Annotated in this window: 24 protein-coding genes; 15 read left to right on the forward strand and 9 right to left on the reverse strand. The window is 59.2% G+C overall.

Translation table 11 applies throughout. The features are described from left to right. The first annotated feature begins 45 nt into the window (after nucleotides 1-45). Together FNT36_RS19145 and FNT36_RS19150 are read left to right on the forward strand one after the other, a co-directional pair. Nucleotides 46-2,454, forward strand: a complete 2,409-nt coding sequence (locus tag FNT36_RS19145; protein WP_144851054.1) for a transglycosylase domain-containing protein — start codon at nucleotides 46-48, stop codon at nucleotides 2,452-2,454. A gap of 5 nt (nucleotides 2,455-2,459) precedes the next feature. Further along, nucleotides 2,460-3,122, forward strand: coding sequence for an HAD family hydrolase (locus tag FNT36_RS19150; RefSeq protein ID WP_144851057.1), 663 nt, complete (start codon nucleotides 2,460-2,462; stop codon nucleotides 3,120-3,122). A 44-nt stretch (nucleotides 3,123-3,166) separates the two neighbouring features. Here the strand turns inward: FNT36_RS19150 and FNT36_RS19155 are convergent, their stop codons facing one another. The 3 genes from FNT36_RS19155 to FNT36_RS19160 form a co-directional block, all read right to left on the reverse strand. Next, nucleotides 3,167-3,643, reverse strand: coding sequence for a hypothetical protein (locus FNT36_RS19155; RefSeq protein ID WP_144851060.1), 477 nt, complete (start codon nucleotides 3,641-3,643; stop codon nucleotides 3,167-3,169). Between the two features lie 82 nt (nucleotides 3,644-3,725). Next, the gene (locus tag FNT36_RS25660; RefSeq protein WP_233636066.1) at nucleotides 3,726-3,872 is read right to left on the reverse strand and encodes a hypothetical protein; all 147 of its coding nucleotides are present in this window, start codon (nucleotides 3,870-3,872) and stop codon (nucleotides 3,726-3,728) included. 143 nt (nucleotides 3,873-4,015) lie between these two features. Further along, on the reverse strand, nucleotides 4,016-5,437 hold the full coding sequence (locus FNT36_RS19160; RefSeq protein WP_144851063.1) for a type III PLP-dependent enzyme domain-containing protein: 1,422 nt from the start codon (nucleotides 5,435-5,437) through the stop codon (nucleotides 4,016-4,018). A gap of 288 nt (nucleotides 5,438-5,725) precedes the next feature. Between FNT36_RS19160 and FNT36_RS19165 the strand changes: the two genes are divergently transcribed. After that, nucleotides 5,726-6,703 carry an arginase gene (locus FNT36_RS19165; protein WP_144851066.1) on the forward strand — a complete coding sequence of 326 codons (978 nt, stop codon included), beginning with the start codon at nucleotides 5,726-5,728 and terminating at the stop codon, nucleotides 6,701-6,703. Between the two features lie 19 nt (nucleotides 6,704-6,722). On the opposite strand, the gene FNT36_RS19170 is transcribed toward FNT36_RS19165, so the two are convergent. Then, a complete protein-coding gene (locus FNT36_RS19170) occupies nucleotides 6,723-7,940 on the reverse strand; it encodes an alpha/beta hydrolase family protein (protein WP_233636067.1) in 1,218 nt (405 codons plus the stop codon). Between the two features lie 149 nt (nucleotides 7,941-8,089). Between FNT36_RS19170 and FNT36_RS19175 the strand changes: the two genes are divergently transcribed. The 6 genes from FNT36_RS19175 (at nucleotide 8,090) to FNT36_RS19200 (ending at nucleotide 15,107) form a co-directional block, all read left to right on the forward strand. Beyond that, on the forward strand, nucleotides 8,090-9,331 hold the full coding sequence (locus FNT36_RS19175) for an MFS transporter (RefSeq protein WP_144851071.1): 1,242 nt from the start codon (nucleotides 8,090-8,092) through the stop codon (nucleotides 9,329-9,331). A gap of 52 nt (nucleotides 9,332-9,383) precedes the next feature. Next, nucleotides 9,384-11,180 (forward strand): arginine--tRNA ligase, encoded by a 1,797-nt coding sequence (gene argS / locus FNT36_RS19180; protein WP_144851074.1) that lies wholly within the window; start codon nucleotides 9,384-9,386, stop codon nucleotides 11,178-11,180. Nucleotides 11,181-11,258: 78 nt separating this feature from the next. Next, nucleotides 11,259-11,840, forward strand: a complete 582-nt coding sequence (locus FNT36_RS19185) for an LOG family protein (protein ID WP_144851077.1) — start codon at nucleotides 11,259-11,261, stop codon at nucleotides 11,838-11,840. A gap of 260 nt (nucleotides 11,841-12,100) precedes the next feature. Continuing rightward, nucleotides 12,101-12,913 (forward strand): OB-fold nucleic acid binding domain-containing protein, encoded by an 813-nt coding sequence (locus FNT36_RS19190; protein ID WP_144851080.1) that lies wholly within the window; start codon nucleotides 12,101-12,103, stop codon nucleotides 12,911-12,913. Between the two features lie 182 nt (nucleotides 12,914-13,095). Continuing rightward, nucleotides 13,096-13,785 carry a response regulator transcription factor gene (locus FNT36_RS19195; RefSeq protein WP_144851083.1) on the forward strand — a complete coding sequence of 230 codons (690 nt, stop codon included), beginning with the start codon at nucleotides 13,096-13,098 and terminating at the stop codon, nucleotides 13,783-13,785. Beyond that, nucleotides 13,782-15,107, forward strand: a complete 1,326-nt coding sequence (locus FNT36_RS19200) for a HAMP domain-containing sensor histidine kinase (protein WP_144851086.1) — start codon at nucleotides 13,782-13,784, stop codon at nucleotides 15,105-15,107. The genes FNT36_RS19195 and FNT36_RS19200 overlap by 4 nt, the downstream gene beginning before the upstream one ends. A gap of 83 nt (nucleotides 15,108-15,190) precedes the next feature. Here the strand turns inward: FNT36_RS19200 and egtB are convergent, their stop codons facing one another. Continuing rightward, a complete protein-coding gene (egtB, locus tag FNT36_RS19205; protein WP_144851089.1) occupies nucleotides 15,191-16,519 on the reverse strand; it encodes an ergothioneine biosynthesis protein EgtB in 1,329 nt (442 codons plus the stop codon). 282 nt (nucleotides 16,520-16,801) lie between these two features. Between egtB and FNT36_RS19210 the strand changes: the two genes are divergently transcribed. The 5 genes from FNT36_RS19210 to FNT36_RS19230 all read left to right on the forward strand — a co-directional run bounded on the left by FNT36_RS19210 (nucleotide 16,802) and on the right by FNT36_RS19230 (nucleotide 21,427). Then, a complete protein-coding gene (locus FNT36_RS19210; protein WP_144851091.1) occupies nucleotides 16,802-17,065 on the forward strand; it encodes a con-10 family general stress protein in 264 nt (87 codons plus the stop codon). A 114-nt stretch (nucleotides 17,066-17,179) separates the two neighbouring features. Then, complete coding sequence (menC, locus tag FNT36_RS19215) at nucleotides 17,180-18,265, forward strand: o-succinylbenzoate synthase (protein ID WP_144851094.1); 1,086 nt, start codon at nucleotides 17,180-17,182, stop codon at nucleotides 18,263-18,265. 106 nt (nucleotides 18,266-18,371) lie between these two features. Further along, nucleotides 18,372-19,685 carry an aspartyl protease family protein gene (locus FNT36_RS19220; protein WP_144851097.1) on the forward strand — a complete coding sequence of 438 codons (1,314 nt, stop codon included), beginning with the start codon at nucleotides 18,372-18,374 and terminating at the stop codon, nucleotides 19,683-19,685. Between the two features lie 133 nt (nucleotides 19,686-19,818). Continuing rightward, nucleotides 19,819-20,967 (forward strand): lysophospholipid acyltransferase family protein, encoded by a 1,149-nt coding sequence (locus tag FNT36_RS19225; protein WP_233636068.1) that lies wholly within the window; start codon nucleotides 19,819-19,821, stop codon nucleotides 20,965-20,967. An 82-nt stretch (nucleotides 20,968-21,049) separates the two neighbouring features. Further along, a complete protein-coding gene (locus tag FNT36_RS19230; protein ID WP_144851100.1) occupies nucleotides 21,050-21,427 on the forward strand; it encodes a phasin family protein in 378 nt (125 codons plus the stop codon). On the opposite strand, the gene FNT36_RS19235 is transcribed toward FNT36_RS19230, so the two are convergent. From FNT36_RS19235 to FNT36_RS19245, 3 genes are all read right to left on the reverse strand, one after another. Next, complete coding sequence (locus FNT36_RS19235; protein WP_144851103.1) at nucleotides 21,402-22,322, reverse strand: alpha/beta fold hydrolase; 921 nt, start codon at nucleotides 22,320-22,322, stop codon at nucleotides 21,402-21,404. The genes FNT36_RS19230 and FNT36_RS19235 overlap by 26 nt on opposite strands. Before the next feature lie 277 nt (nucleotides 22,323-22,599). Next, nucleotides 22,600-23,583, reverse strand: a complete 984-nt coding sequence (locus tag FNT36_RS19240; RefSeq protein ID WP_144851105.1) for a pyruvate dehydrogenase complex E1 component subunit beta — start codon at nucleotides 23,581-23,583, stop codon at nucleotides 22,600-22,602. A 110-nt stretch (nucleotides 23,584-23,693) separates the two neighbouring features. Beyond that, nucleotides 23,694-25,529 carry a tetratricopeptide repeat protein gene (locus FNT36_RS19245; RefSeq protein ID WP_144851106.1) on the reverse strand — a complete coding sequence of 612 codons (1,836 nt, stop codon included), beginning with the start codon at nucleotides 25,527-25,529 and terminating at the stop codon, nucleotides 23,694-23,696. Between the two features lie 170 nt (nucleotides 25,530-25,699). On the opposite strand from FNT36_RS19245, the gene FNT36_RS19250 reads away from it, so the two are divergent. Next, nucleotides 25,700-25,918 carry a PspC domain-containing protein gene (locus tag FNT36_RS19250; RefSeq protein WP_144851108.1) on the forward strand — a complete coding sequence of 73 codons (219 nt, stop codon included), beginning with the start codon at nucleotides 25,700-25,702 and terminating at the stop codon, nucleotides 25,916-25,918. 46 nt (nucleotides 25,919-25,964) lie between these two features. Here the strand turns inward: FNT36_RS19250 and FNT36_RS19255 are convergent, their stop codons facing one another. Further along, the gene (locus tag FNT36_RS19255; protein WP_144851110.1) at nucleotides 25,965-26,594 is read right to left on the reverse strand and encodes a hypothetical protein; all 630 of its coding nucleotides are present in this window, start codon (nucleotides 26,592-26,594) and stop codon (nucleotides 25,965-25,967) included. Nucleotides 26,595-26,632: the final 38 nt, after the last annotated feature.

Below are 26,632 nucleotides of genomic sequence, written 5' to 3' on the forward strand. Positions count from 1 at the left end.
CTGGCTGGTATCTTTGCCCTTCTTTGCTCTTGCTACTTGCCGTTCATGGCCGACGAAACCACCCCACCTGCTTCGCCTAGCTCTGCTACTCCTGCTCCGGCCCGCCGGGGCCGCCGCCCTGGCCGGGGCACCCGCCGCCTCGTGCGCGTGGCCTGGACGGTCTTTTTTATCGGTGTGGGCGTGGTGCTGGCCTATCCGCTGCTGGTCAAGAGCAATTTTCTGTTTCTCTTCGGCAAGTCGCCGGGCCTCGAAGAGCTAGAAAATCCCAAGGTCGAGCAAGCCTCAGAGGTGTACACCGCCGATGGCGTACTCCTAGGGCGGTATTTCCGCGAAAACCGCTCGCCAGTGCCGCTCAGCCAGATGTCGCCCTGGCTAACCAAGGCCTTGATTTCCACGGAGGATGCGCGCTACCGCGAGCACTCGGGCATCGACCCACAGGCACTGCTCTCGACGGTGTATTTCACGCTGCGCGGCAGCAAGCGCGGGGGCTCGACCATCACCCAGCAGCTGGCGAAAAACTTATATAAAATCCGGCGCGGCGAAAACCAGGGCGGCCTCAGCCATGTGCCCGGCGTGGGCACAGTAGTGGCCAAAACCAAAGAATGGATGACCGCCGTGGAGCTAGAGCGCCGCTACACCAAGGACGAAATTCTGCGGATGTACCTCAACACCGTGGAGTACGGCTCCAATGCGTTCGGTATTAAAGTCGCGGCCAAAACCTTCTTCAGCACCACGCCCGACAGCCTCACGGCCGAGCAAGCTGCCGTGCTCATCGGGGTGCTGAACAACCCTACGGCCTTCAACCCCAAGTTTCACCCGGTGGCCGCCACTCGCCGCCGCAATGTGGTGTTGCAGCGCCTAGGTCAGGCCGGCTACCTCAAGCCAGCCGAAGTGAAGGCCATGCAGGCCGAGCCCATCGTGCTCGAGTATCAGGTTGAAAAGCACGTCGATGGCCCCGATACGTACTTCCGGGGCGCTATTAGCCAGGCGGCCAATAAGTGGTGCGACGAGCACGGCTACGACCTCTACCGCGACGGCCTGAAGGTGTACACCACCATCGACTCGCGCATGCAGGAACACGCCGAAGAGGCCGTGGACCAGCGCATGAAGTCCTTGCAGCAGACCTTTGACAACTTCTGGCGCAACCAGCGCACTAACCCCTGGGTAGACGAAGACGGTAACGAAATTCCGAATTTCATCGAAACCCAGATGAAGCGCACCGAGTCGTATAAAACGCTGGCTACCCGCTACAAAGGCCAGCCCGCCCGCCTCGATTCGGCCCTGAATGCCAAGCGCCCGATGAAGGTGTTCACCTGGAAAAAGAAGGACCACGACACCACGCTGGTAATGTCGCCGCTCGATTCGCTGGCTTACTATAAGCACTTTTTGCAAGCCGGCATGATGACGATGGACCCCTACACGGGCTCCATCAAGGCTTGGGTGGGCGGTCTCGATTACCGCTTCTTCCAGTACGACCACGTGCGGCAGGGTAAGCGCCAAGCTGGCTCTACGTTCAAGCCCTTCGTGTACCTCACGGCCCTCGATAACGGCTACTCACCCTGTGACCGTATCCGTGACCAGCGCGTGACTATTAACTACATCGAGGATGGCAAGCCCATGGAGTGGCAGCCGGCCAACGTGACCCGCGAGTACACCGGTATCAACATGACCTTGCGCCACGCCATGGCGCGGTCGGTAAACTCCGTCACGGCCCAGCTCACCGAAAAAGTAGGTTGGGGCAAAGTGGCCCAGTACGCACATAAAGTAGGTATTACCAGTCCGTTACTGTCGGTGCCGAGTATCGGCCTAGGGTCGGGTGGCGACGTGAGCGTGTACGAGATGGTAGACGCCTACTCGACGTTTATGAACAGCGGCTTCCGCTCGACACCGCGCCTCATCACCCGCATCGAAGACCGCAACGGCAACGTGTTGCAGCAGTTTGACCCTGTGCAGAAGCGCGCTATCTCGCCCGAAACGGCGTGGCTGATGACCTACATGCTGCGCGGCGGCATGGAGGAGCCCGGTGGTACCTCACAGGCCCTCTGGGATTTCCCTGAGTTGTGGCATAAAGACAACCAGATTGGTGGCAAAACCGGCACCACCTCCAACTACTCCGATGGCTGGTACATGGGCCTCACCAAGGACCTCGTGAGCGGTGTGTGGGTAGGTGGCGAAGACCGCAGCATCCACTTTCTGCGCTCGCAGCAGGGTGAAGGCGGGCGCATGGCGCTGCCCATCTTCGGTCGCTACATGGAGAAGGTGTACCAGGATAAAAAGCTGAACTACGACTACGGCCCCTTCCCCAAGCCGCCGCCCACGCTCAAGCGCAAGTACGTGTGCTACACCGAGTACGAGCCGCGTCGCCGCCGCTCCGAAGCCGTGGATAGCATCAGCGCCGATAACCTACTGGAGCAGCTCAATACTAAGAACGGCGAAGCTCCCGCTACCGACTAATCCGCATGATTCGTACTGTAATCTTCGACATGGATGGCGTCATTATTGACACCGAGCCCGTCCACCACCACGCCTTTTTCACGCAGTTTGGCGAGCTGGGCCTGACCATTTCGGATGAGGAGTACGCTGCCTTCCTAGGCAAATCGACCCGCAACGTGTTTCAGCAACTGAAGCAGAAATACAACCTAGGGCCTGAAATAGACGACTTGCTGCGGCGCAAGCGTGAGATATTCAATGAGCGTTTCGATTCGGACCCCTACCTGGACCTGCTGCCCGGCGTGCGCACGCTCATCGAAGACCTGCACACGCACGGCGTGCAACTGGTGCTGGCTTCGTCGGCCTCAAAGGCCACTATTGCGCGGGTATTCAATCGGTTTGGGCTGGCGCCGTACTTCACACACATCGTTAGCGGCGAAGATTTTGCGGAGTCGAAGCCTAATCCCGCTATCTTCCTCCACGCCGCCGAGCTAGCCGAAACGCCCGTATCGGAATGCGTGGTTATCGAAGACTCGACCAACGGCATGGCCGCGGCTAAGGCGGCGGGTATCTACTGCATCGGCTACGCCAGTCCACATTCGGCAGGCCAGGACACGAGGTTGGCCGACTTGGTTATTCAGGACTTCTCGGAGTTATCGGCCGAGCGGATTCAGGCGATTGCTACGGCTTAGGAATAGGAGAAAGAGTATAAACTATTTTCTTTTCAAAAAGCAATTTAATATATTACAGTTTCAGGAGTAACCAGCACCTCTGATATTTTTCGTTCTGGATTAGCTAGTAGTATCTGATTAATAGAGTGAAAAGAGGCACTACGTCCTGCAATCTTGTAGTAATCTGCATTGGTGAAATTTCCAGCTAAGTAATGCAGTAAAGCTTTTTGAATAATGGTATATCGTTGATTGTCTGAGTATAAATGCTTTATTTGCTTTTCCTTCGAAATGTATTCGAAGTAGTGGTCAGGCCAATTAATTATTGGAAGCAGGTGGCGGCAAAAAGCCATTGGCAGAAAAAGCAAAAGCTCAACTGCTTCTGTACGCGGAATGCCATTTGCCTCGAGTAAAGCTATTATTTGCCCGTCTTCAAGCTGGCCATTGCTATCAGTTATTAAGCGTATAGCTAAGTCAGCGTAACCTGCAAACCCATTAGGCGCGGTTTGCTTCTTTTTGAAGAAGGATTTTACGTGCTTAAACATAAAACTGGAGCCAGCAGCAAATAAAAAAGGCCCGATTAGCTCATGCCAATCGGGCCTTTTTACTAACGGGTAATTAGTCGAACTACTGCTGGGCCACTGGCGTAGCGGTGCTGGCCGTGATGGGCGCGCTGGTCGATTTGGCCGACGAGTAAGCGGGGCAGGTGCTCTTGTTGCAGGCGCCTAGGCCTAGGGTAGCAGCACCGATTGCGAGGATAAGAAGCTTTTTCATAAAGAGTAAAAAATTAAGAATTTTCAGTTTAGGGTTCAAAGATAGGGCGCCTGAAAGCTAATTAGCTAGGGTTTTAGCCCGAAAAGTGCTATTTCATTGAATAGTACTTTTCGGGCTAATTAGGTTCCTAACGCTGGACTTATTTATTCAGTATATCCGAGGATTTTTAACATGCTCTCGGCCGTTTGCTTGGGCGCAAACACGGTGTCGGTAAGCGTACCATCGTCGGCGCGGTCCAGAATGACGTGCTTAGGCGCGGGAATGAGGCAGTGCTTGAGGCCGCCGTAGCCGCTGAGGCTTTCCTGGTAGGCGCCGGTGTGGAAGAAGCCCACGTAGAGCGGCTGGTCGGTAGTAGCCTCTTGGCGCGCAGGCTGTAGCTGCGGCAGGAAGGTCTGATAGATGTGCTTCTCGGCGTTGTAGTAGTCCTGCGAGTCGCAGGTTAGGCCGCCGAGTTGAATCTTGCGATAGGGGCGTTGCCAGCCGTTGAGAGCCAACATGATGAAGCGCTGGTTGAGGGCCCAGGTATCAGGCAGGTTGGTGATGAACGAGCCGTCAATCATGTACCACAGCTCTTTGTCGTTCTGAAGCTTCTCGTCCAGAATCGAGTAGATAGTGGCGCCGCTTTCGCCCACCGTGAAGATGCCGAACTCGGTGAAAATATTAGGCTCGGGCACACCTTCCTCAGCGCAGATGCGCTGAATGGTGCGCAGGATTTCGGAAATCATGTACGGGTAATCGTACTCCAGCTGAATCGAGGTCTGGATAGGCAGGCCGCCGCCAATGTCGATGGTCGTGAGCGTGGGGCAGATTTTGCGCAGTTCGCAGTACTTGTGGATGAAGCGCGAAAGCTCGGTCCAGTAATAGGACGTGTCCTTGATGCCGCTGCTGATAAAGTAGTGCAGCATAGTCAGCTCGAAGCGCGGGTCCTCCTTGATGCGCTGCTCGTAGAGCGGCACCGCATCGGCGTAGCGGATACCTAGGCGCGAGGTGTAGAACTGAAAGCGCGGCTCCTCATCGGAGGCCAAACGCAGGCCTAGCTTCACGTGCTTGCCGGCCTGCACGTGCTCGTGGTAGTACTCGATTTCGTTGGGCGAGTCGAGAATGGGCAGGCAGTTGACGAAGTCGTCGTTGAGCAGCGCCGTGATGTCGCGCTTGTACTCCTCGGTCTTAAAGCCGTTGCAAATGATAAACTTTTCTTTACCGACCTTGCCTTGCTCGTAGAGCGAGCGGATGATGCTGATGTCGAACCACGATGAGGTTTCGAGGTGCACATCATTCTTCAGCGCCTGGTCGAGCACGAAGCGGAAGTGCGACGACTTGGTGCAGTAAGCGTAGGAATAAGAGCCGGTGTAGCCCGTCTGGGCAATGCCCTCGGCAAACCACTGCTTGGCCCGCTGAATCTGCGAGCTGATTTTGGGTAAGTAGGTGAGTCGCAGCGGGGTGCCATGCTTCTCTACCAGCGCCATCAGGTCGATGTCGTGGAAGAAAAGCTCGTTGTCGCGCACCTGAAAATCGGCGTTTGGAAAATCGAAGGTTTGGGTGATGAGGTCCTGGTAGGTATCCATTCTGAAATATCAGTTGCTAATTGTCAGTACGAGTGTGGGCTGCCGAGTGTGAAACACCGAGCAATCGCCACCTAGTAACGGACAACTAAAAGAAAATGCCGACCTTTACAGCCGGCGGTTCAAAAGTACCGCCGGAGGCCGGAAACAGTCCGGCTTCGCGCATCGGCCCTAGGGGGCAGAAAGCGACATGGCTACGGCGCAACCGCGCCGCAAGGCAGCGCTCGTCTTCCCGCAGGGGAGGGCGGCCCGGTGCCGGTTGCTTTTGTCGTTCCTTTCTATTCCCACCCGATGAAACGCATTAAGATTCTAGAAGTTCGCTCCGAGCTAGGGGCTGGCACCCGTGGCTCCAGCATGGGCGTCGATGCCCTGCGCGTAGCCTGCCTCAACAAGGGTTCCGACTACTTTCGGCGCTACAACTCGGTGGCGGTGCCTGACCTCAACTACGCCTTATTCGATGCCACGCCGTTTCCGTACGCCCGGCACATCGATGCCATTTATACTGTGCAGAAAAGCGTGGCCAGCGCCGTGGAGCAGACGCTGCGCTTCGGCGAGTTTCCGCTGGTGCTGAGCGGCGACCATAGCAGCGCCAACGCCACCATTGCGGGCATCAAGGCCGCGCACCCGCATAAAACGCTAGGGGTCATTTGGATAGATGCGCACGCCGACATTCACTCGCCCTACACTACGCCCAGCGGCAACGTGCACGGCATGCCGCTAGCTGCCGCCCTAGGGGAGGACAACCGCGTGTGCCAGCGCAACGAGCCCGACGCCGACACCGAGTTTTTCTGGCGCCGCCTCCAAAACCTGAGCGAGCCCGGTCCCAAGCTGCGCCCCGAACACTTAGTGTACGTGGCCGTGCGCGACACTGAGGAAGAAGAGGACGCCCTCATCGAGCGCCTAGGCATCAAGTGGATACGCCTACCCGAAATTCAGGAGAAAGGCAGCCGCCAGCTGGCCCGCGAGATTTATCAGCACCTGCGCTTTTGCGACATGGTGTACATCTCGTTTGATGTGGACAGCCTCGATTCGAGCTTTAGCCACGGCACGGGCACGCCAGTCGAAAACGGCCTGTACTTATCGGAAGGCGAAAACCTGTGCCAAGACCTGCTCGAAAACGAGCGCGTGGTGTGCTTCGAAATGGGCGAAATCAACCCGACTCTCGACAATGAGAATACGATGGCGAACAACGCCTTCAACATCCTGGAAAAAGCAACCGCCGCAATAGAGCGGCGGCTGCAACTAGATGAGGTGGTTGACCGAGGGTAGGGACGCGTGCAACGCGGCTTTACTGATTATACTGGCTGATAAAGGCATAAGCGCCTAGGGTATAGGTAGTGGCCGACGAGAAGTGATTGCCGCCCTGGATAGGCCGTAGCGTCACTTGCGTGGCGCCGCGGGCCTGCATGGCATCGTAGGCGTCCTGCGAGTTGAAGAAAGGTACGTAGTCGTCGGCAGTGCCGTGGAAGAGGGCCACGGGCGCCGTGGGCTTCCAGTCGTAGATGTCGTTGGCGGTGAGGGAGGCCGTGAGCGGCGCATCCGAGTCAGTCAGCACTGCTTGGCGGAAGGTGCTGGTAAACAGTTGGCTCTGCTGCGTAGGCACCCCCGCAAATGGGTCGGCTTGTAGCCGCGTAGCGTAGGGCTCCTGGTAATAGTAGGATAAAGGCCGATTGAGGTTGTAAATGCGGTCGTAGGTGCGCAGCACCCACACATAGGTGCTCAGGAAGCTGAGCGGCTGAGTGCTTTGCAACACATACTTGGCAAAGGCCGACTTGTGGTAGGCGCCGGCGCCGGGCGCGCTGGCCGTCACGGGCAGCGCGGTGGCGTAGTTTTCTTGCAGATACTTGTGCAGGGCCATGGTAGCGTAGCCGCCCTCCGAGTATCCTAGGAGAAAGTTTTTAGCATTAACATTTACGTTCTGCTGCTGGCAAAACTCGCGGGTGGCGCGCAGCATATCGGCCGAGGCCGAGGCCAGCGAGGCGGCGTGCTCGTAGGGGTGGGGCAGGGCCTTGGAAGCGCCGTAGCCGAGGTAATCGGGCGCCGACACCACGTAGCCCGTTGAGGCTAGCACCGACACCACCGACCACACATCGCTGCCCTGGGCGTAGTAGCTGGGCGCCTGGGTTTCGCTGCTCGGCGCGATGGTGCCGTGCTGGTAGCTAAGCACCGGCAGCGCCGTGGGGGCCGTGGGCACCAGCACCGCGCCCGAGGCCGTGGTTTCTTGGCCTTCGGGCGTGCGGGTGCGGTAGGTGAGGCGATACACCTTAATGGGATACTGCACCAGCGCCCCGGCCAGCGGAATGGCCGATACCCGCGAGGCGAGCGCCGAGGTGCTGTACTCGCCAAGGAGGCTGCTGCCCGTGAGTACCGTGGTGGTAGTGCCCGGCGCGGTAGGCGCGGGCGTGCTAGCATCGGGGGCGGGAGTATTGTTTTTGCAGGCGGGGGCCGCCAGCAGCGCTAGGCAGAGGCCTAGGCCCGGCAAAAGTGAAAAGCGAATTAGCGACACGCGCAGAGAGAGTTAGGGCTAGAAGGTATTCCTCAACGCCGGGCAGCTAGCCCCGCGTTCCGGGCAGCTGGTAAAAACTGGCGGCTTGCCCCCGAGTGCCCTAGGTGCCCTACCGCGCCCGTACTTTTGCTACGTCACTCCAGAGCTGAATGGATATAGAAGCCATGCGCGCGTTTCGCAGCCGCAACTTTCGCTACTTTTTTGCAGGTCAATCCATTTCGCTGCTGGGCACGTGGATGCAAAAAACGGCGGTCAGCTGGGTGATATATTCCCAAACGCATTCCAAGTTTATGCTCGGCGTCAGCGTGTTTGCCACGCTGTTTCCGTCGGCGCTGTTTTCGCTACTTGGCGGTGTAGTGTCCGACCGCTACAACCGCTACCGGGTGCTGCTGCTCACGCAGGTGTTCTCGATGGTGCAGGCGGCCCTGCTGGCGCTGGCCGTGTTTTGGGAGCCCGGCGCGGTGTGGGCCATCATTGTTTTGAGCGCCGTGCTGGGCCTCATCAATGCCTTCGACGTGCCCGCCCGCCAGTCATTGGTCTACGACTTGGTCGATGATAAGAAGGACCTGCCCAATGCCGTAGCCCTCAACTCGATGATGCTCAATCTCTCGAAGCTGCTGGGGCCCGCCATCGCGGGCTTGGCGCTCGAGCAGCTAGGGGCCGCCGCCTGCTTTGGGCTCAATGCGGTAAGCTTCGTAGCCGTGGTAGGGTCCTTGCTGGCAATGAAGCTGCCGCCCTACGTAGCCAAGCCGCACACCAACAGCATCCTAGGCGAGTTGGCCGAAGGCTTCCGCTACGTGAAGAACACCGCCAATATTCGGTTTATTATTAGTATGCTGGGTCTCACGGCCTTGCTCGTGCTGCCCTTCACCAACCTGATGCCGGTGTACGCCAAGGATATTTTCCGGGGCACGGCCACCACGTTTGGGCTGCTCGACGGGGCCATTGGGCTGGGCGGGCTAGTAGGCGCGTTCTTCTTAGCATCGCTAAAGCCCACTACTAGCCTGAACAAGGTCATTGCTGGTACCACGTTTGTATTTGGAGTGGGGCTGTTGCTGTTCGCCTACGCGCCGTGGTACCCCCTAGCGCTGGCCTGCTTGGTTGTCACGGCGTTTGGCATGATGGCCCAAACTACCATCAGCGTCACGCTGCTGCAAACCACTGTGGCCCCGGCTATGCGGGGCCGCGTCATCAGCCTCTACGTGCTGGTGTACACGGCCGCGCTGCCCCTAGGTAGCCTGCTGGTGGGCGCGGCGTCGGAGCGCTTTGGAGTGCAGCCGACCGTGTTAGCCGAGGGCGTGCTGTGCTTGCTGATAGGTGTGCTTTACCTCCAGGATTACCGCAAGGGAAAACTGGCCCCTCCCTCGCCCGAGGTGGCACTGGCCGTTTGAGGGGAGGGGCCGGGGGTGGGGTCTGCGCCTTGCCCGCCGTACCTTTGCCCTCGTGCAACAGCTTGAACAAAACCTCAAAACCGCCCTGCAAGCCGCCGCGCAGGCCGTTTTCAACCAAGATATTCCTGCCGCCAGCCTCGTGCTGCAGCCCACGCGCAAAGACTTTGCCGGCAGCTTTACCCTCGTCACGTTTCCGCTTACCAAAGCTTTCGGCAAAGGCCCCGAGCAAATCGGCCAAGCTCTGGGCGAGTGGCTAACTGCCAACGCGCCCGCCGTGCGCGGCTACAACGTGGTGAAAGGCTTTCTAAACCTTGAAATTGCCGATGCCGAGTGGCTCAAGCTCTTTACCGAGCTGGCACAGCAGCCGGCCGGCGCGCCCGTGCCTTTCGACGGCCCCAAGAAAGTGGTGGTCGAGTACTCGTCGCCCAATACCAACAAGCCCCTGCACCTAGGGCACTTGCGCAATAACTTCTTGGGTTACAGCGTGGCCGAGATTCTGAAAGCCACCGGCGCCACCGTCACCAAAGCCAACTTGGTGAACGACCGCGGCATCCACATTTGCAAGTCGATGATAGCCTACCAGCGCTTTGGCGCGGGCGCCACGCCCGAAAGCGAGGGTCTGAAAGGCGACCATTTGGCCGGCAAATACTACGTGCTGTTTGAGAAGCACTACCGCGAAGAAATCAAGCAGCTCGAAGCTGAAGGTGTCACCAACGAGGTAGCCAAAAAGCAGGCCCCTCTGATGCTCGAAGCCCAGCAGATGCTGCAGCAGTGGGAGGCCGGCGACGAGGAAGTAATGGCCCTCTGGCACCGCATGAACGGCTGGGTGTACGATGGCTTCAATGCCACCTACGCCAACATCGGCGTCGATTTCGATAAGTTCTACTACGAATCGGGCACCTACCTCCTCGGGAAGGAGCGCGTGGAAGAAGGCTTGCAAAAAGGTGTATTCTTCAAGAAAGAGAACGGCTCGGTGTGGGTTGACTTGCAGGCCGAAGGCTTGGACGAAAAGCTGCTGCTTCGCGCCGATGGCACGAGTGTGTACATCACGCAAGACCTAGGCACGGCCGAGTTGAAGTACCAGGATTTTGGCTACGATAGCAGCATCTACGTCATTGCCGACGAGCAGAACTACCACATGCAGGTGCTGCAAGCCACGCTTAAGAAGCTGGGCAAGCCCTACGCCGACGCTATCCACCACCTCAGCTACGGCATGGTCGATTTGCCCTCGGGCAAGATGAAAAGCCGCGAAGGCACCGTAGTAGATGCCGACGAGCTGGTGAAGGAAGTAGAAGAAGCCGCCGAAGCCGCGACCCTCGAAAAAGGCAAAACCGAAGGCCTGAGCGATGAAGAACTGGCCCAACTCTACCACACGCTCGGCCTAGGTGCCCTGAAATACTACCTGCTGAAAGTAGACCCCAAAAAGCGCATGCTTTTCAACCCCGCCGAGTCGGTGCGGTTGGAAGGTGATACGGGGCCGTTCATTCAGTATTCCTACGCCCGCATTTCGTCGATTAGGCGTAAGGCCTTGGCGCAAGGCGTTATTGAAACCACGGATTTTAGTCAATACGGTGAGCTGCATTCCACCGAGCAGGAGTTGATACAGCAGCTGGCTGGCTACGCAAGCGTGGTAGCCGAAGCGGCGCGTTCGCTTTCGCCCGCCGTTATTGCGCAGTACGTCTACGAGGTAGCGAAAAGCTACAACCGCTTCTTCACCGAGGTGCCAATTCTGAAAGAAGATATTGAGCCCACCAAGAAAGCTTTCCGCGTAGCACTGTCGGCTAAGACGGCGCAGACCATCAAAGCCAGCCTAGGGCTACTCGGCATCGACGTGCCCGAGCGCATGTAAGAATAATTTCCATTAGTAGTTAACCAGATGTAGAGACGCGGAACCCCGCGTCTCTATGCTTTTTTAGAGCAAAGCAAGATGAAAAGCGTAGCAGTATACTGCGGCTCCAGCAGTGGCAACAAAGAAGAATATACTCAACAAGCCCAGGAAATGGGGCGCGAGCTAGCCCGCCGGGGCCTTACCCTCGTGTATGGCGGCGGCTGTGTGGGCCTGATGGGCGTGATTGCTGATGCCGTATTGGCCGAGGGCGGTAAGGTTATCGGTGTCATCCCAGGTTTTCTAGCCGATAAGGAGCTGGCGCATAAAGGCTGCACCGAGCTGCATGTTGTCGAGACCATGCACCAGCGCAAGTTGCTCATGGCCGACCTCGCCGAAGGCTTCGTGGCCATGCCCGGCGGCTTTGGCACCCTAGAGGAATTGTTTGAGGTACTGACCTGGGGGCAGCTTGGCCTGCACGGCAAGCCTGTGGGCTTGCTCAACACCCTAGGCTTCTACGATTCGCTGCTGGGCCTGCTCGACCACATGAGCGGCGAGGCCTTCCTACGTGTTGAAAACCGCAATCAGGTACTGCAAAACGCTAGCGCCGCCGCCCTGCTCGACGCCATGGAGCAGTATAAGCCCCTGCGCCTAGAGAAGTGGCTGACGCCCAGCACGACGTAACCCCTCGGTGCCAAACGTTGCCGTTCGCCAGCAACCAACTGGGGGTTAGAACGTGGTTTTATAAAGTAAGCCCCAGCCGAGTAGCTGGGGCTTTTGCTTGGTACTGCTTTTTGCGCTTGTGCAGAGCAGACAGGCCGTGAAGGATACCTAGGGTGGCCTGAAGAAAAATTAATAAGAGCTTCAGGCGCTCCTAAGGTGGTGCTGACAATTTTGAATCAGGAAAGCGGAACGAACCGCTGCTCTAATTCACCTTTACTACCATGTCGCACCCCACGCTGCACACCGCCACCGTAGCCGCCCTAGCGGCTCTACTACTGGCTAGCCCCTTGGCTCACGCCCAGCAGGCGCCCACCGGCAAAGTCAAAACTAAAACCAAGCACGCCCAAGCTGCTACTGCGGCTCCGGCCCCCGATGCAGCGGGCGCTGCCCTAGCTCCGCCGCCCTCGCCCGCTGGTGGCCCCCGCCCGCCCCGCCCCGGCGCCGCTGGCCCCGCCCCGCGTCCGGCCGGCGTGCAGGCGCTGCGCGATGTTAGCGGCACGCTCACCGACTACACTGCCGCTAATGACGACCAGGTGTACGATGCCTTCACCCTGAAAACCAGCGCTGGCACCGAAACCGTGCGGTTCCCGCGCCATTTGGCCCAGGCCCTGATGGCCGCCGCTAAGGCCGGCAGCCAAGTCACCGTGTCGGGCTTCCGCGATACCGACCCCGAGGGCCGCACCGCCCTGCACCTCGTAAGCCTCGCCGCTGGCGGCCAAACCGTGCGCGACACGCCGCCCGCTCGCCCCGCCACCCCGCCCACCGAAGAAGCTGCCACGGTGCGCGGTACCGTGCAGCGCCTCACCCAAGACCCCACCGGCCGCACCAACGCCCTGGTAATGAATGATGGTACCATCGTGCGTCTCTCGCCCGATGCCGCCGAGCAGCTAGCCGAAAAGCTGAAAACGGGCGCTACCGTGGCCGCTACTGGCATCTTGCGCGCTCCCGCCCCCGGCGAGGTAGCCGCCAAGCCCGTGCGCGTAGTACGCGCCCAAACTATCACCCTCGACGGGGTGCAGTTCCTGGTGCGGTAAGCCGCTCAAGACCAATGCTAGTGTCGGGTTGAGTTTGCCAAAGCACCTTCGTCGTTGCGCTGCTACCGCCTAGGTTAGCGTACCACGTGATGGCTTTGGCAAGCTCAGCCTGACAAGCGTGCTTAACGCCATTTTATCATTACTTTACGTAGGCCGCTCAGCAAGTTTAATTTTCTCAACGAATGCGGATTCTGGTAATTGAAGACGAGCCGCGGCTAGCCGAGTTTGTGCGGCAGGGCCTAGGGCAGGCTGGCCACCTGGCCGACGGAGCCGACAACGGCGCTACTGGCCTCGAAATGGCCGCTGCTACGCCCTACGACGTCATTTTGCTTGACCTGATGCTGCCCGGCCAAAACGGCCTCGACGTGCTGCGCAACCTGCGCGAGTTCGGAATTACGACGCCCGTCATTATTGTGAGCGCGCTCGGCGGTACCGAGCACGTCATCAAAGGGCTCGATGCCGGCGCCGTTGACTATTTGCGCAAGCCATTTGCCTTTGAGGAACTGCTGGCCCGCTTGCGCACAGTGCAGCGCCGCACGGCCTCGGCCGAAACGCCGGTGTTGCGCCTCGCCGACCTAGAGCTCGACCTTGTGCACCGCCGCGTGAGCCGCGCCGGCCAACTTCTCACGCTCACCAACCGCGAGTTTGCCTTGCTGGAGCTACTGCTGCGCAACCCCAACCGCGTAGTCACCAAAACCCGCATTGCGGAGAAGGTGTGGGAAGTTGATTTCGATATGGGCTCCAACGTGATAGAGGTGCACCTCTCACAGTTGCGCCGCAAGCTCGACCGCGCCTTTCCCCACTTGTCGCCGCTGCTCGAAACCGTGGTGGGCCACGGCTACCGGCTGCACGACCCGGCCGCCGCCCGATGAAGGCGCTGCGCAGCTTGCGTGGGCAGCTGGCGCTGGCTTTTGCGCTGGTGTTTGGGCTGGTGGTGGGGCTGGCCGGCCTTTATCAGTACCGGCAGGTGGGCCGCGTGCTGCACCAGGGCGACGAGCTACGCCTGCGTGCCCGCGCCGAAGCGCTACTGAGCAGGGTAGAGGTAGACCGAGCCGTGCCCGTGGTGCCCCTGCCGGCCCACGGCGAGCGGCTGCGTGTGGTCATAGAGGCCAGCGGCCAGGTCAGCCGCGAGCTGTTTCATTCGCCGGGCTTTGCGGCACCGCTGGTTGGCTTAGCCGATAACATGCGCGTTGTGGAAGTGCAGCGCGCCGATTACAACGAGGCCGGCCGCCCGGTGCAGGTGCGGCTCTGGCTGGCGCATTCGGCCGCGCCTCTGCTGGCCGACCTAGGGCGGGTGCGGCTGGGGCTGTGGGGGGCACTGGCCGGTAGCCTAGGGCTGGCTGCGGCGCTAGCGGCCGTGCTAGGCTGGTGGGTACTGCGGCCGCTGCGGCGCATTAGCCAGCAGGCGCGGCGTATTGGGGCGGCCCCCGGCTCCGAGCGCCTGCCCGAGCCCGCCACTGGCGATGAGGTGCAGGAGCTGGCGCAAGCCCTGAATAAGATGCTCGACCGCCTGCAAGCCGGAGCCGAGCTGCAAGATAATTTTCTGGCGGCCGCCGCCCACGAGCTGCGCACCCCGCTGGCCGTGCTGCAAACCGGCCTGGCCGTGACGCGTCAAGCCCCCGAGCTGCCCGCCAGCCTGCGCGCGCCGCTCGATGCCCAAGCGCAGGAGCTACAGCGCCTAGGTCGGCTGGTTGAGGATTTTCTGTTGGTAAGCCGCCTGCGCACCGATGCACTGCCGCTCACGCGCCGCCCCGTAGCCCTCGACGAGCTAGTACTGGCCGCCGCCGACCAACTGCTGCCGCGCTTTCGCGCGGCAGGCCGGCAGCTGCACTTGGCAGTAGATGAAAATATGCCTAACTATACCGTAGCGGCCGACGCCGACAAGCTGACTACCGTTATTATTAACCTGCTCGACAATGCGCTGCGCCACGCGCCGCCCGGTGCGGCCGTGCAAGTGGCCCTAGGTCAAGAACCCGAAACTGGCCTTTGCTATGCCGAGGTTAGCAACCCCATCCGTGCCTCGCTCGGCGACCTTGCACGCCTCACCACTGCGCGCTACCAAGCCGATGTGCTCAGCGGGGGCGCTGGCCTGGGGCTCTGGCTCAGCAACCGCATTGCTGAGCTACACGGCACCCCGCTGGCCCTGCGCGAGGCCAATGGCCAACTCTACGTGCGTCTGCGGCTAGCAAAATAGAAGCCTAAGCGTTGCGAGCCCGAGCATACCAGTCTGCACAGAATTGGTATGCTCGGGCTCACAACGCCTAGGCTTCTATTTTGCTAGCGCGCCAGCCGCAGCCCAGTAAACTGCCAGCGCTTGTCGGCGTGGAAGAAGTTGCGGTATGTAAGGCGGATGTGGCTCTCGGGGGTAGCACATGAGCCGCCGCGCAGCACCAGTTGGTTTAGCATAAACTTGCCATTATACTCCCCTAGGGCGCCGGCGGCTCGCTGGTAGCCAGGGTAGGGGTGGTAGGCCGAGTAGGTCCATTCCCAACAGTCGCCGAGCAATTGGTGACACTGCGTAGGGTCGGCATTGGCCGCCAGCGGCTGCGGGTCGAAGTGCCCAGTTTCGAGCCAGTTGCCGCCCTGCGGCGTGGCCTCAAAGTGGCGAGCGGCAACTTCCCACTCGGCCTCGGTGGGCAGGCGGGCGCCGGCCCACTGCGCATACGCATCGGCCTCGTAGAAGCTAATGTGCGATACGGGCGCCGCTAGATTGAGCGGTGCCAGGCCCGTGGGGCCGTAGCGCAGCCACTGGCCGTCCGCATTTTGTGACCAGTAGAGTGGGGCCGTCCAGCTTTCGCGGTTTACAAGGTCCCAGCCCTCGCCCAGCCAAAACTGAAACTGCCGATAGCCGCCGGCCTCTATAAAGCGGAGGAAGTCACCATTGGTCACGAGCCGGTTTTGCAACTCAAATGGCGCCACCAACACCTCATGCACTGGCAGCTCATTATCAAACGAAAAGCCTTCCTGCTGGTGGCCCACGGCATAGATGCCGCCCGGCACTGGTAGCCAGGCTGCCGTCGGTAAGGAGTTGGCAGCCGGCTCAGACTTCTCATTGCTCATCGCTAATTGCTCATCAGTCAAATAACCGGGCGCCAGAGGGTTGGTGCTGAGGATGTACTTGATATCTGTAGCCAATAGCTCTTGGTGTTGCTGCTCGTGGTGCAGGCCCAGCTCTAGCAGCTCGGTGGCGGCGGGCGGCAGCTCGGCTAGCCGGGCGAGCAGGGTGGCCATGTGCTCGTCTACATAGGTGCGGTAGCGGTACACATCGGCCAGCGGCGGGCGCGACAGGGTGCCCCGGTCGGCGCGGTTCACGCGCGAGCCCAGCGAATTATAATAGGAGTTGAATAGGAAGGCGTATTCGGGGTGAAATACCTCATAGCCGGGCAGGTAGTTTTTCAGCAGGAAGGTTTCCCAAAACCAGGTAGTGTGGGCCAAGTGCCACTTGGGCGGGCTCACATCGAGGGTAGGCTGCACCACAGTGTCTTCGGGCAGCAGCGGCTGCACTAGGGCCACCGACTGGGTGCGCACGGCTTGGTAGTGAGTTGCTAAAGAAGTGGGGGCCGGTGCTGCAAGAACTGGCGCAAGTGACGGGGAAGAACTGGACATGAGAAAGGGAGACAAGTAAGGAAAGCGAGAACCAATAGTACGAACGCAGGGTTGCAACTAGTCAGTACTAACTGGCAGAACTTGTTAGTACTCGCGAATAGTAGCGGTTTTCCGCAGTAGTAAGCACAGCGCTACGGTAAGTACGTAGAGCAAGCTAAGTACTAACTGGTATTTATTGAAGGGGTAGTAGCATTAATTTGTTGGGTGGGGAAGGCGGTGCTTAGCTTCATCTATCCTTAAAACAAACACGACCCAATTTCCTCCTATTTCCTCCTAATTCCCATGGCAACTACCTCCTCAACCGCAACAACTGCCGGCGACGCTAAACGCTCGCTTCGCCCGGCTAACCGCATCGGTGAGAAAAGCCGCCGCGGCTTCGCCGCTATGTCACCCGAGCAGCAGCGCCGCATTGCCAGCGAAGGCGGCCGTGCCTCGCACCAGAGCGGCCGTGGCCACCGCTTCTCGCCCGAAGAAGCGCGCGAAGCTGGTCGCAAAGGCGGCCAGATTAGCCGTCGCGGCAAAAAGAAAACCGACAGCCCTTCGTAAGTAAGGCATAGTCTGTAAGTTGAATTTTGTAAGTCGGCCGGGTAGCACAGCTACCCGGCCGCTTTGCGTTTAGTGTAGTCTGCAATTACTACTCCGGGTTGCCACCTTTGTTTAATGCTAACTCTTTCTTACCAACGGCGGGCCCTGCGTTTCAACTTTCCGGCCCGTACTTCGCGCGGCGCACTTACCGAGCATGTCGCTTATTACCTCGAGCTGCGCGATGTGCGCACATCGGGCCGGGTGGGGTGGGGCGAGGCAGCACCACTAGCTGGGCTCAGCCCCGACTTTGGGCCCGATTTTGAAGCCCAGGTGCAGGCGCTCTGCCACAGTGTAAACCAGCAGCGTTATAGCTTTTTGGAAGACATAGCGCCGGCCAGCCTGACCAAGGCAACACAGCCCGCCCTGCGCTTTGCCCTCGAAACAGCGGTGCTCGACCTGGCCCAAGGTGGACGCCACCAGTTGTATACCAACGCATTCAGCCAAGGCCAAGCTAGTATTCCTATCAATGGGCTGGTGTGGATGGGCGATGCTGGCTTCATGCGCGAGCAAATCAGGCAGAAGCTAGCTGCAGGCTATTCGTGTCTGAAAGTCAAAATTGGTAGCTTGGATTTTGCCACCGAGCTTGCCCTGCTGGCTGAAATCAGGGCTGAGGCCGGGCCAGAGCAACTTGTGCTGCGCGTCGATGCCAACGGTGCTTTCACTCCTGCCGAGGCCCTAGGTAAGCTGGAGCAGCTGGCTCGCTTTGGGGTGCACTCCATTGAGCAACCACTGGCGGCAGGGCAGTGGGCGGCGCTAGCCGAGCTGTGCCGCCAATCGCCCATTCCGATAGCGCTCGACGAAGAGCTAATCGGCCTCACCGACCCGGACCGGCAAGCGGAGCTGCTTGCGGCGGTGCAGCCCGCTTACTTGGTGCTCAAGCCTACCTTGCTAGGTGGCCACGCAGCCACCCGCCGCTGGATTGCCTTGGCTGAAACCCACAACCTAGGGTGGTGGATAACCTCTGCCCTAGAATCGAACATTGGCCTAAATGCGGTGGCGCAGCTCACGGGTGAGTACGATGTGGCGGGGTTTGCGCAGGGCCTAGGTACCGGCCAGCTCTACCACAACAATGTGGCCGCGCCGCTGCGCATCGCGCAGGGAGCGCTGCACTACGACCCCGCCGGCACCTGGGGCGAGCCCGCCCCCGAGGAGCCGACCTAGGCGTGTAGGTAGCAGGTAGTTGTTTGCGCACAGCGGCCATGTTAGTAGCAAGAAACTAACAGCTGTTAGCTAACTTTAAGCACCCTTCTTAGCATAGGTGTGCGCAATGACTTATCTGGTACTTCTGGTGGCAAAGCTGCGGACGCTTGGGCGTGCTGCGCGCGGGTGCGTGGCTGCGCTGCTCGGGCTGCTAGTGCTAGGCCCGGCTGGGTGGGCGCAGGGCACTCAGGCGTTTGAGTTTACGCGGCCGCGGGCCAAGCATGCCACGGTTAAGTTTGATACCCAGCGCAATCTCATCATTGTAGCGGCTCGCCTCAATGGCCACGGGCCGTATCATTTTCTGCTCGATACGGGGGTGAGCACTAGCCTGCTCACCAACCCTGACCTGGCCGACTCGCTGCACCTAGTGCGGGGCGAGGAGCTACGCGTGATAGGAACGGGCGGCGAAGACACCCCGCTGCGCGCCTACCGCACCGATAATGTGCGCGTAGAGCTGCCTGGCCTAGTAGCCCCGCGCATGACCTGGTTGCTACTCTCCGACGATGCCCTCAACTTATCGGGCTACGCTGGCACCCGTATCGATGGCATTCTGGGGGCCGAGCTCTTTCACGCAATGGTAGTCACCATTTGGCCCATGCGCGGGCAACTGGTGTGCCAAGCGCCCGACAGCTACCGTGCCCCGCGCCACGGCTGGGCTAGCCTGCCACTACACCTCAACCGAGGCAAGGCCTACCTAGAAGCCAGCGTAGAGCAACTGTTGCCGGCCGGCTCCGCAGGCTCGCCCCTGCCGCTGCGCCTGGTGCTAGATACGGGTGCCGGCCACGCCCTCAGCCTCGAAACCGACGCCGACCGGCGCCTGCACCTGCCGCCTGGCCACTTGCGCACCGACCTAGGCCGTGGCCTAAGTGGCATTGTGCGGGGCAGCATTGGGCGGGTGGGTGCCATTCGGCTGGGGCGCTACCGGGTGCCGGGGGTGCTCACGTCTTTTCCCGACTCGGGGCAGGTGCACAAGCGCTTGCGCGAGCACGACTCTCCGCGCCAGGGCAACCTAGGCTACGAGTTGCTCAAGCGCTTCAACTGCGTTATTGATTATCCGCATCAGCGCCTGCTGCTGCGCCCCAATGCGCAGGGCCGCCAGCCTTTCGAGCACGACATGAGCGGCCTAGGCCTAGTGGCGGCTGGCCCCGGCTACCGCTACTGCCTAGTGCAGAGTGTGGAGGCGGGCTCGCCGGCCGCCGAGGCGGGCATCGTGGTCGAAGAAGAGCTAGTAGCTATCAATCTGCTGCCCGCCGGCCTGTTGCCGCTCACCGAAATAGCACGGCTGCTGCGCGCCAAAGATGGCCAGCGCCTGATACTAGTGCTGCGCCGCCCTGACGGCGAACTGCACTCGGTAAGCCTGCAATTGCGCCGCCGCATCTAGGTTGGCTTGGGTGCCTGCCGCGCCTTGCGGCGCGCACATTGCCGGGGCTAGCTTTAGCTTTGGGCTGCTGCTGGCACCTAGGGCTTGGCAGCAGCACCTGTTTTCCGCGCCTTTGTGCTTTGCTAGCTGTTCATTGGAAACGCCCCCACCTGCTATTCAAGCCAACCAGCATATTTACCGCGACTACTTTGATGAGGAGTTTACGCGGACTATTGATGAAAATATCCTGCAATTGCTCGACCGGGTGTGGTTTCGCTCGCGGCTGGTGGGCTTCGAGCCGTTTCCGGCGCGCAATAACCTCGCCAGGCCACTGATTTTTGCCTCCAACCACTCGGGCATGGCCTTCCCCTGGGATGCTATTGTGGTGCTGGCCCACCTTTTTCGGAAGCTGCCCAACCACTACCACACCATGCCGCGGCCCATGTCAGCCCCCATGCTCTCCAAAACGGCCCTTATGAACCCGTATTTGGTGCAGCACTTCTGGAAAAAATGCGGCTGTGTTGAAGCTACGACCCTCAACTTCGAAACCATGATGTACAACCCGAGCCACAACCTCATGGTGTACCCCGAGGGTGTGCCGGGCATCGGCAAAGGTTTCAACCGCAAATACCAGCTCCAGCGCCTAGCTACCAGCATGCTGCGCATGAGTCTCCTGCATGGCACCGACATCATGCCGTTTTATACGGTCAACGCCGAGTACCTCAATCCTTATGCCTACAGCTTCGAGCCAATAAATCGGCTGACCAAAAAAATTGGGATTCCGTTCTTGCCGCTCACGTTGCTGCTGCTGCTAGTGCTAGTGCAGCCTTGGGCGTTTTACTTGGCCTTGCCCGCTCAGCTTACCTACGTGATGGGCACCCGCATCCGGCCCAGCGAACTGACCAGTAAAAAGCATAACGAACTGACCCGCGACGAATACTTAGCTCTGAGCGAAACCATTCGGCAGCAGATGCAGGCTGGCCTTGATGCTGCCGTGCAGGCCCACGGCCAGCAGCCCTACCGCTGGCGCGAGCTGTGGCAGCGCATCAAGGAAAACCGGCGTTATTTCCCTTTTTTCTTGCCCTTTGCCTGGCCAGCCGCCTTCACCGAGTTCGAGCGGCGCTTTGTTAAAAATGGCGAGCGCAACTTTAACCTAGGCCTCGACCGGCCCGGCGCTTTCTGGAAGCTGCTGTGGCGCAACCCGTTGGTACTGGCATATTTTATTCCGATACTGGGCTGGATACCGCTGGCTATCAAGGGCTACCGAGGCCATCGGCTGGGCCGGCGCGGGCAGCAGCCCTAGGTAAATTGACGCGGCTCTAGTAGCTTAGCAAGCAGCTGGCAGTCAATGTTCTGCTGGCATCACCCTTTCCACTCCTTCGCTCATGGACGACCTGTTCAAGAAATTCATCAATACCGGCGTGGGCTTTCTCTCGCAGGGCAATAAGCGCGTGCAAACGGCCCTCGACAAGCTAGTACAAGAAAGCAAAATCTCCGAGCAGGAAGGCAAGAAAATAATGGACGACCTGCTGCGTAGCGGCGAAACCAAGCGCAAAGACCTCGAAAAGCAGCTTTTAAGCTTGGCCGATAGCCTCAAGAGCCGCGCCGGCCTAGGCAGTGAGGCTGCGCCGCCCGCGCCTAAAGCCAAAGCCGCTAAAAAAGCCGCAGCTCCCACCCAAGCTGCGGCTCCCAAAAAAACGCCAGCCTCGAAGGCTGCTAAGACTAAAAAGGCGGCCCCTAGCTCCGAGCAGGCACCGGAGTAGATGTGCTGCCGTCGGGCGACGCCAAAAAAGCTTCAATAGCGGCCATCGTTTCAAGCGGGGCGCTCAGGTGTGGGCAGTGGCCCACGGCCGGAAGTGTGGTAAGGGTAGCCTGAGGTAGGTGCTCCATCAAAAATGTGCTTACCTCGGTAGGGGCAATGGCGTCGTCGGCGCATTGTAGCAGCAGGGTCGGTAGCTGCAGCTGCGACACATCGGCGCGGTTATCAGCCAGAAAGGCTACCCGAGCAAAATGCCTGGCTACGTTCGAATCAAGATTGCAGAAATAGCTGGCTAGCTCTTCGCCTATGGTAGGGGCGTGCTCGGGTGCTATCAACATGCCCGAGAACAGGTTGGCCCAGCTATTTTGGTCGACATCGAGCAGCGCGAACAACTGGTTGACATCTTCTAGGGTGAGGCCCCCATAGTAGCCCGGCTTATTGAGGTAGCAAGGCGAAGCAGTCAAGAGCACGCACTTAGCAAAATAGCCGGGTGCTTGGCCGGCCGCCAGCATCGCAATGGTAGCGCCCACCGAATGCCCAATAAGTACCACCTCATGCAGCTCCAGCACCCGGCAGATTTCCACTACGTCTTGCGCATAGCGCTTGAGCGTGCTGTACTCCTGCCAGTTATAGGCCCCTAGGTCCGAATCGCCGGTGCCGACGTAGTCAAACAGTACCACGCGGTACCGATTGGCCAGCGGCGTGCTGAGGTAGCGCCAAATTTGCTGGCTACAGCCAAACCCATTGCAAAACAGCAAGGTTTGCGAGCCTTCCCCAATCAGCCGCACATTGTTGCGCTTGATAATAAGCTCGCGCTCGGTAGCTAGTGCCGTTGGCGCGCTAGACTCGGCGAATGCGATAGGCCAAGTGCTTGATGGTAAATGGGTGGGAGGTGTCATGCTAAATAAAGTTGGCTAAAACACAGATGGGCTTATTTTGAGCCAGAGCCTTGTTTTAGCCTAAGATAAGATGTTTATACTTAATTAATAAATGGTTATGTGTTTGTTTCTATTTTATATTGCTTTGTTCATATAAGGCGAATGCTACTTGAAAAATAGCATTTTTGCCCAAGATAGCTGCGTGCAGCTTTAGTAAGCATGAAGGGCCATTTGGTATGAATGGTACGCAAAAAAGCCCGCGTTAACGGGCTTTTTTGTAGTCTTGGCAAGTAAGAACCTAAGCGGCCGAGTAGGTTACTTCCTTTACCGCTTTTACTACGCGCGCTACATTGGGCAGCGAGGCCTCAATGAGGGTAGGGGCGTAGGGCAGCGGTACGTCGGCGCAAGTAATGCGGATAACCGGCGCATCGAGGTGGTCGAAGGCGCGGCGCTGCACGATGTAGGCCAGCTCGCCCGAGATGCTGGCCAGCGGCCAAGCCTCTTCTACTACCACCATGCGGTTGGTTTTCTTCACCGAGGCGATAAGCGTATCGTAGTCGATGGGGCGCACCGAGCGCAGGTCAATCACTTCAGCCTGAATGCCTTCTTTGGCTAGTTCGTCGGCAGCGCCAAAGGCAACTTTCATCATCTTGCCGAAGCTCACGATGGTCACGTCTTTGCCTTCGCGGGCTACGTTAGCCTTGCCGATTTCAAGAATGTATTCTTCTTCGGGCACTTCGCCTTTGTCGCCGTACATCAGCTCCGACTCCATGAAAATAACGGGGTCGGGGTCGCGGATGGAAGCTTTTAGCAAGCCTTTGGCGTCGTAGGGGTTAGAGGGCACTACTACTTTGAGGCCGGGCGTGTTGGCAAACCAATTCTCGAAGTTTTGCGAGTGCTGGCTGCTAAGCATACCTGCGTTGCCGGTAGGCCCACGGAAAACGATGGGACACGAGTACTGCCCGCCCGACATCGAGTAGATTTTAGCGGCCGAGTTAATTACCTGGTCGATGGCCACCAACGAGAAGTTGAAGGTCATAAACTCAATAATCGGCTTCAGCCCGTTGGCTGCTGCGCCCACCCCGATGCCAGCAAAGCCGAGCTCGGCAATCGGCGTATCAATCACGCGCTCAGCCCCAAACTCGTCGAGCATGCCCTGGCTCACCTTGTAAGCTCCGTTGTATTCGGCTACTTCCTCGCCCATCAGGAAGATGGACGGGTCGCGGCGCATTTCTTCGCTCATGGCCTCGCGCAGGGCCTCGCGGAATTGAATAGTACGCATCTGATTAAGTATTTTACGGGGTAAAGTTAAGCCTGTTTTAGCGGTTAGCTGCTAGCTTCTCGTTTGGCAAGAGCTAGCGGCTAGCCGCCATTAGCTAACCGCTAAAAAAACTACTTCAGCGCCTCCCGAAACGCTGGGCGCTGCGCGTACTCCTGAAACTCTAGGTCCTCTACGGCCTGGGTCGAGAGGTTGCGGTCGAGTTGCACAGCGCGGCGCAGTTCCTGGGCCATGGTGTTCTCGTCGTGGCGGCGGGCGGCAGCTACGGCCAAGCCGTAGTGCGGAGCCGCGGCCTGCGGGCGCAAGTCGAGGGCCAGGGTGTACTGAGCAGCGGCAGCATCGTAGCCCCCGCGCTGCACCAGCAGCAGGGCCTCATTCATGTAGTTCTGGTAGCTAGGGCCGGCTAGGCGCAGGCTCGCCAGAGCTTGGTCGGGCTGGCCAATTTGGATTTCGAGCGCGGCGCGGTCCGAAAATATTTTGCGCAGCATGGGTCGTGAGCCGCCTAGCTTGATGGCATAGTCATAGTCTTGCAGGGCCTCGAGCGTTTCTTGCGCCTGACGGTGGGCAGTGGCCGCGCGGTAAAACAGCTCGGCCGTGGGGTGGCGGTGGGCGGCTAGGGTAAAGTTGACGGCTGCCCGGTGATAGTAGGCTCGCTGCACGCGCTCGGTGGGCTCTTTGGCGGCCCGCATGGCTAGCACGGTTGCTAGGTTATAAAATGCCTCCCAATTGGCGGTGCTGGCCGCCGACAGCTCGTAGATGCGTTGCTTTTCGGCCAGCAGTGGTGTGAGCGTAGCCGAGTAGCGCAGCTCCTCAGGCGTGAGGGCCTCAATGTCGGCCTGCTTCTCTACCATTTTCTTGCTCAGCAAGTACACTTCTGAGTCGTAGCGCGGCGGCGCGGTGTAGGTAACCGCCACCGTGCCCCAGCGCAACACCGGGTAAATGTACTCTTCGAGATAGTCGAAGTAGCTAAGCTTATGCAGCGCCTTTTCTTTCTGGGCAAAAGAGCCGCGCGTGTCGTTGATAATAGACACTACCGAGTCTTGCTGCGCGGGCTTGAGCACCGAGTTCTGCACTTGGTTCAGGAATAGCTCCCAGCTGCGACGATAAGCGATAGTGTCGAATTTAATATTCTCAACCTTATTGAGATACGAAAAGCCTTTGACCCGCTGCTTGTAGTAATACAGCAGCATCTTCACCCGCTTGCTGGCCAGGGCCGGCTGGTGCGCATCGGTGGAGTCGGGCGAGTGGCCGGCTGCGATAAGCACGCGCTGCGTGTGCTGGTTGGCATCAATTAGGTCCTCCAGCGCAGCAATATTGGTGCCTAGGTGCGAGCGGATAAACCACTTGCCCTGGTCGAAGTACAGCGGCAGCAGGCGCGTGCCGCTCATCACGTTGCTGGCGTGCTCGGGTAGCAGCGCTAGGGCCGAGTCTTCGACTACCACGCGGCGGCCGGGGTCCGAAATGCCGCGGGCTACCAAGGTTTCGGTGCTGGCACGCAGCACTTTGCCGTGGGGCTTAGTTTCGCGCACCTGGCCGCGAGCCATGAGCTGGCCCGGCGAGTGGCGCGGTGTATTGCGGATGGTGAAGCGGCTACGGCTCACGAGGCGGCCCTTCACGGAGTCATCGTAGGTGTACTCGCCGTGGGCGAAGGACAGCCGGCCCACTGTGTCAAGGCGCAGGTCGTGGTCGTAGCGGTAGGTGAGCACCACTTCGTACACGGCGCCTTTGCTTAGGTGGTTGGCATTGGCCTTGGCAGTGGCCTCGAAAGGCACCGCATCGCCCACGGCCGTGAGCGGTGTCGGCGATACCTGCACGCGCCGCCCAGCCTCGGCCTGCTTCAGCATCTTGGGCAAGGGCGAGCAGGCGGTGGGCAGGGCCAGCACCAAAAACCAGCGGCTCAGCTTGCTAGCCGAGCGGCCGGCAGAAAATAAATGTTTTTTTTGTTGCAACGGACTCGTCTTTTACGGCAGCTTAAACGTAGAAAGCGACCTAGGCAGGTATACCAGCCACTACTTTAGCAGGTAATCTGCCGGTAATAAGCGCGATACAAATTGCGGGCAACCGCCAGGCATTGTATCTTGGGCTGGCAAAGTTGCACCACCCTCTTCGAAATTCACCTATGAAACGCGTCACCGACTTTATCGAAACGCAGTCCTTCGGGCTGTGCTCGGCGCTAGGGCAGCGCTGGGGGTTTAGCACGCGCAGCGTTCGGCTGTCGTTCGTGTACGCTTCGTTTTTTACGTTTGGCTCGCCCATCGTGCTCTATTTCGCGGGCGTATTCTGGATGAATATCCGCCACGCCATGCGCCAGCAGCGCAGCACCGTGTGGGATTTGTAAGGGGAGAAGCCTTGCCTATCATGACGCACTCTCCCGTGCTCAGCCACTACTGAATTAAGTTTTCGGGAATACTTACCGCATCAATCTGCCACTTGCCGGCAGCCGATTTTGCTAGCGTAAAAGTCATGCCCTCACGCCAGCCATCGTGCTGAGGCCCCAACGCAGCTACGACGGCGCGAGCAGGATTTAACAGCTTAGTAGTGAAGGTGCCTGCCTGCAACTCGGTAAGCTTGGTGTCGGCTTCTTGCGAGAGCATAAGAAAATCGTAGTCAAAACCACTGGGCGGCCCATCGTTTTGTGGGTGCAGGCGCAACGTATCGGCGTACTGCTTGAAATAGCTGCGCCAATTTTGGAGGAAAGTAGCAGAGACCAAGTTGCTCTTTTGCACGGCGGCCAGCCAGTTTTCTGTTACCTGACTGTTGACGGCGTAGTAACCTAGGGTATCATTGCCGCCAACAGTTTTTATAAAGTTTGTAGGCAGCTTGTTGTAGTTGGCGGAATACCAGTTTAAATAATCGCGGACGGCTTGCTCTGGGCTATTAGCGGCGGGTACTGACTGGGTAGCTGCCGTGGGTAAATTGGTAGAGGCCACCGAAGCAATAGGGTGCTTTGCCGCATCATCAGTTGAGCAGCCTGCTAGGTAAACCAGCACGAAGAGTAGATAGGAGGCTCTCATAGTGGACCAATGGTAAACCAAAGAGAATCTTTAGCGAG

The organism is Hymenobacter setariae, assembly GCF_007713685.1.
In the GTDB taxonomy this organism is placed as follows: Bacteria; Bacteroidota; Bacteroidia; order Cytophagales; family Hymenobacteraceae; genus Hymenobacter; species Hymenobacter setariae.

Excerpts from the sequence above, each read along its gene's own strand:
- FNT36_RS19235 (WP_144851103.1), bottom strand. The coding sequence starts at position 22,322 with ATGACACCTCCCACCCATTTACCATCAAGCACTTGGCCTATCGCATTC.
- FNT36_RS19185 (WP_144851077.1), top strand. The coding sequence starts at position 11,259 with ATGAAAAGCGTAGCAGTATACTGCGGCTCCAGCAGTGGCAACAAAGAA.
- FNT36_RS19195 (WP_144851083.1), top strand. The coding sequence starts at position 13,096 with ATGCGGATTCTGGTAATTGAAGACGAGCCGCGGCTAGCCGAGTTTGTG.
- FNT36_RS19175 (WP_144851071.1), top strand. The coding sequence starts at position 8,090 with ATGGATATAGAAGCCATGCGCGCGTTTCGCAGCCGCAACTTTCGCTAC.
- FNT36_RS19240 (WP_144851105.1), bottom strand. The coding sequence starts at position 23,583 with ATGCGTACTATTCAATTCCGCGAGGCCCTGCGCGAGGCCATGAGCGAA.
- FNT36_RS19190 (WP_144851080.1), top strand. The coding sequence starts at position 12,101 with ATGTCGCACCCCACGCTGCACACCGCCACCGTAGCCGCCCTAGCGGCT.
- FNT36_RS19200 (WP_144851086.1), top strand. The coding sequence starts at position 13,782 with ATGAAGGCGCTGCGCAGCTTGCGTGGGCAGCTGGCGCTGGCTTTTGCG.
- FNT36_RS19210 (WP_144851091.1), top strand. The coding sequence starts at position 16,802 with ATGGCAACTACCTCCTCAACCGCAACAACTGCCGGCGACGCTAAACGC.
- FNT36_RS19165 (WP_144851066.1), top strand. The coding sequence starts at position 5,726 with ATGAAACGCATTAAGATTCTAGAAGTTCGCTCCGAGCTAGGGGCTGGC.
- FNT36_RS19220 (WP_144851097.1), top strand. The coding sequence starts at position 18,372 with ATGACTTATCTGGTACTTCTGGTGGCAAAGCTGCGGACGCTTGGGCGT.
- FNT36_RS19230 (WP_144851100.1), top strand. The coding sequence starts at position 21,050 with ATGGACGACCTGTTCAAGAAATTCATCAATACCGGCGTGGGCTTTCTC.
- FNT36_RS25660 (WP_233636066.1), bottom strand. The coding sequence starts at position 3,872 with ATGAAAAAGCTTCTTATCCTCGCAATCGGTGCTGCTACCCTAGGCCTA.
- egtB (WP_144851089.1), bottom strand. The coding sequence starts at position 16,519 with ATGTCCAGTTCTTCCCCGTCACTTGCGCCAGTTCTTGCAGCACCGGCC.
- FNT36_RS19250 (WP_144851108.1), top strand. The coding sequence starts at position 25,700 with ATGAAACGCGTCACCGACTTTATCGAAACGCAGTCCTTCGGGCTGTGC.
- FNT36_RS19160 (WP_144851063.1), bottom strand. The coding sequence starts at position 5,437 with ATGGATACCTACCAGGACCTCATCACCCAAACCTTCGATTTTCCAAAC.
- menC (WP_144851094.1), top strand. The coding sequence starts at position 17,180 with ATGCTAACTCTTTCTTACCAACGGCGGGCCCTGCGTTTCAACTTTCCG.
- FNT36_RS19145 (WP_144851054.1), top strand. The coding sequence starts at position 46 with ATGGCCGACGAAACCACCCCACCTGCTTCGCCTAGCTCTGCTACTCCT.
- FNT36_RS19255 (WP_144851110.1), bottom strand. The coding sequence starts at position 26,594 with ATGAGAGCCTCCTATCTACTCTTCGTGCTGGTTTACCTAGCAGGCTGC.
- FNT36_RS19155 (WP_144851060.1), bottom strand. The coding sequence starts at position 3,643 with ATGTTTAAGCACGTAAAATCCTTCTTCAAAAAGAAGCAAACCGCGCCT.
- FNT36_RS19150 (WP_144851057.1), top strand. The coding sequence starts at position 2,460 with ATGATTCGTACTGTAATCTTCGACATGGATGGCGTCATTATTGACACC.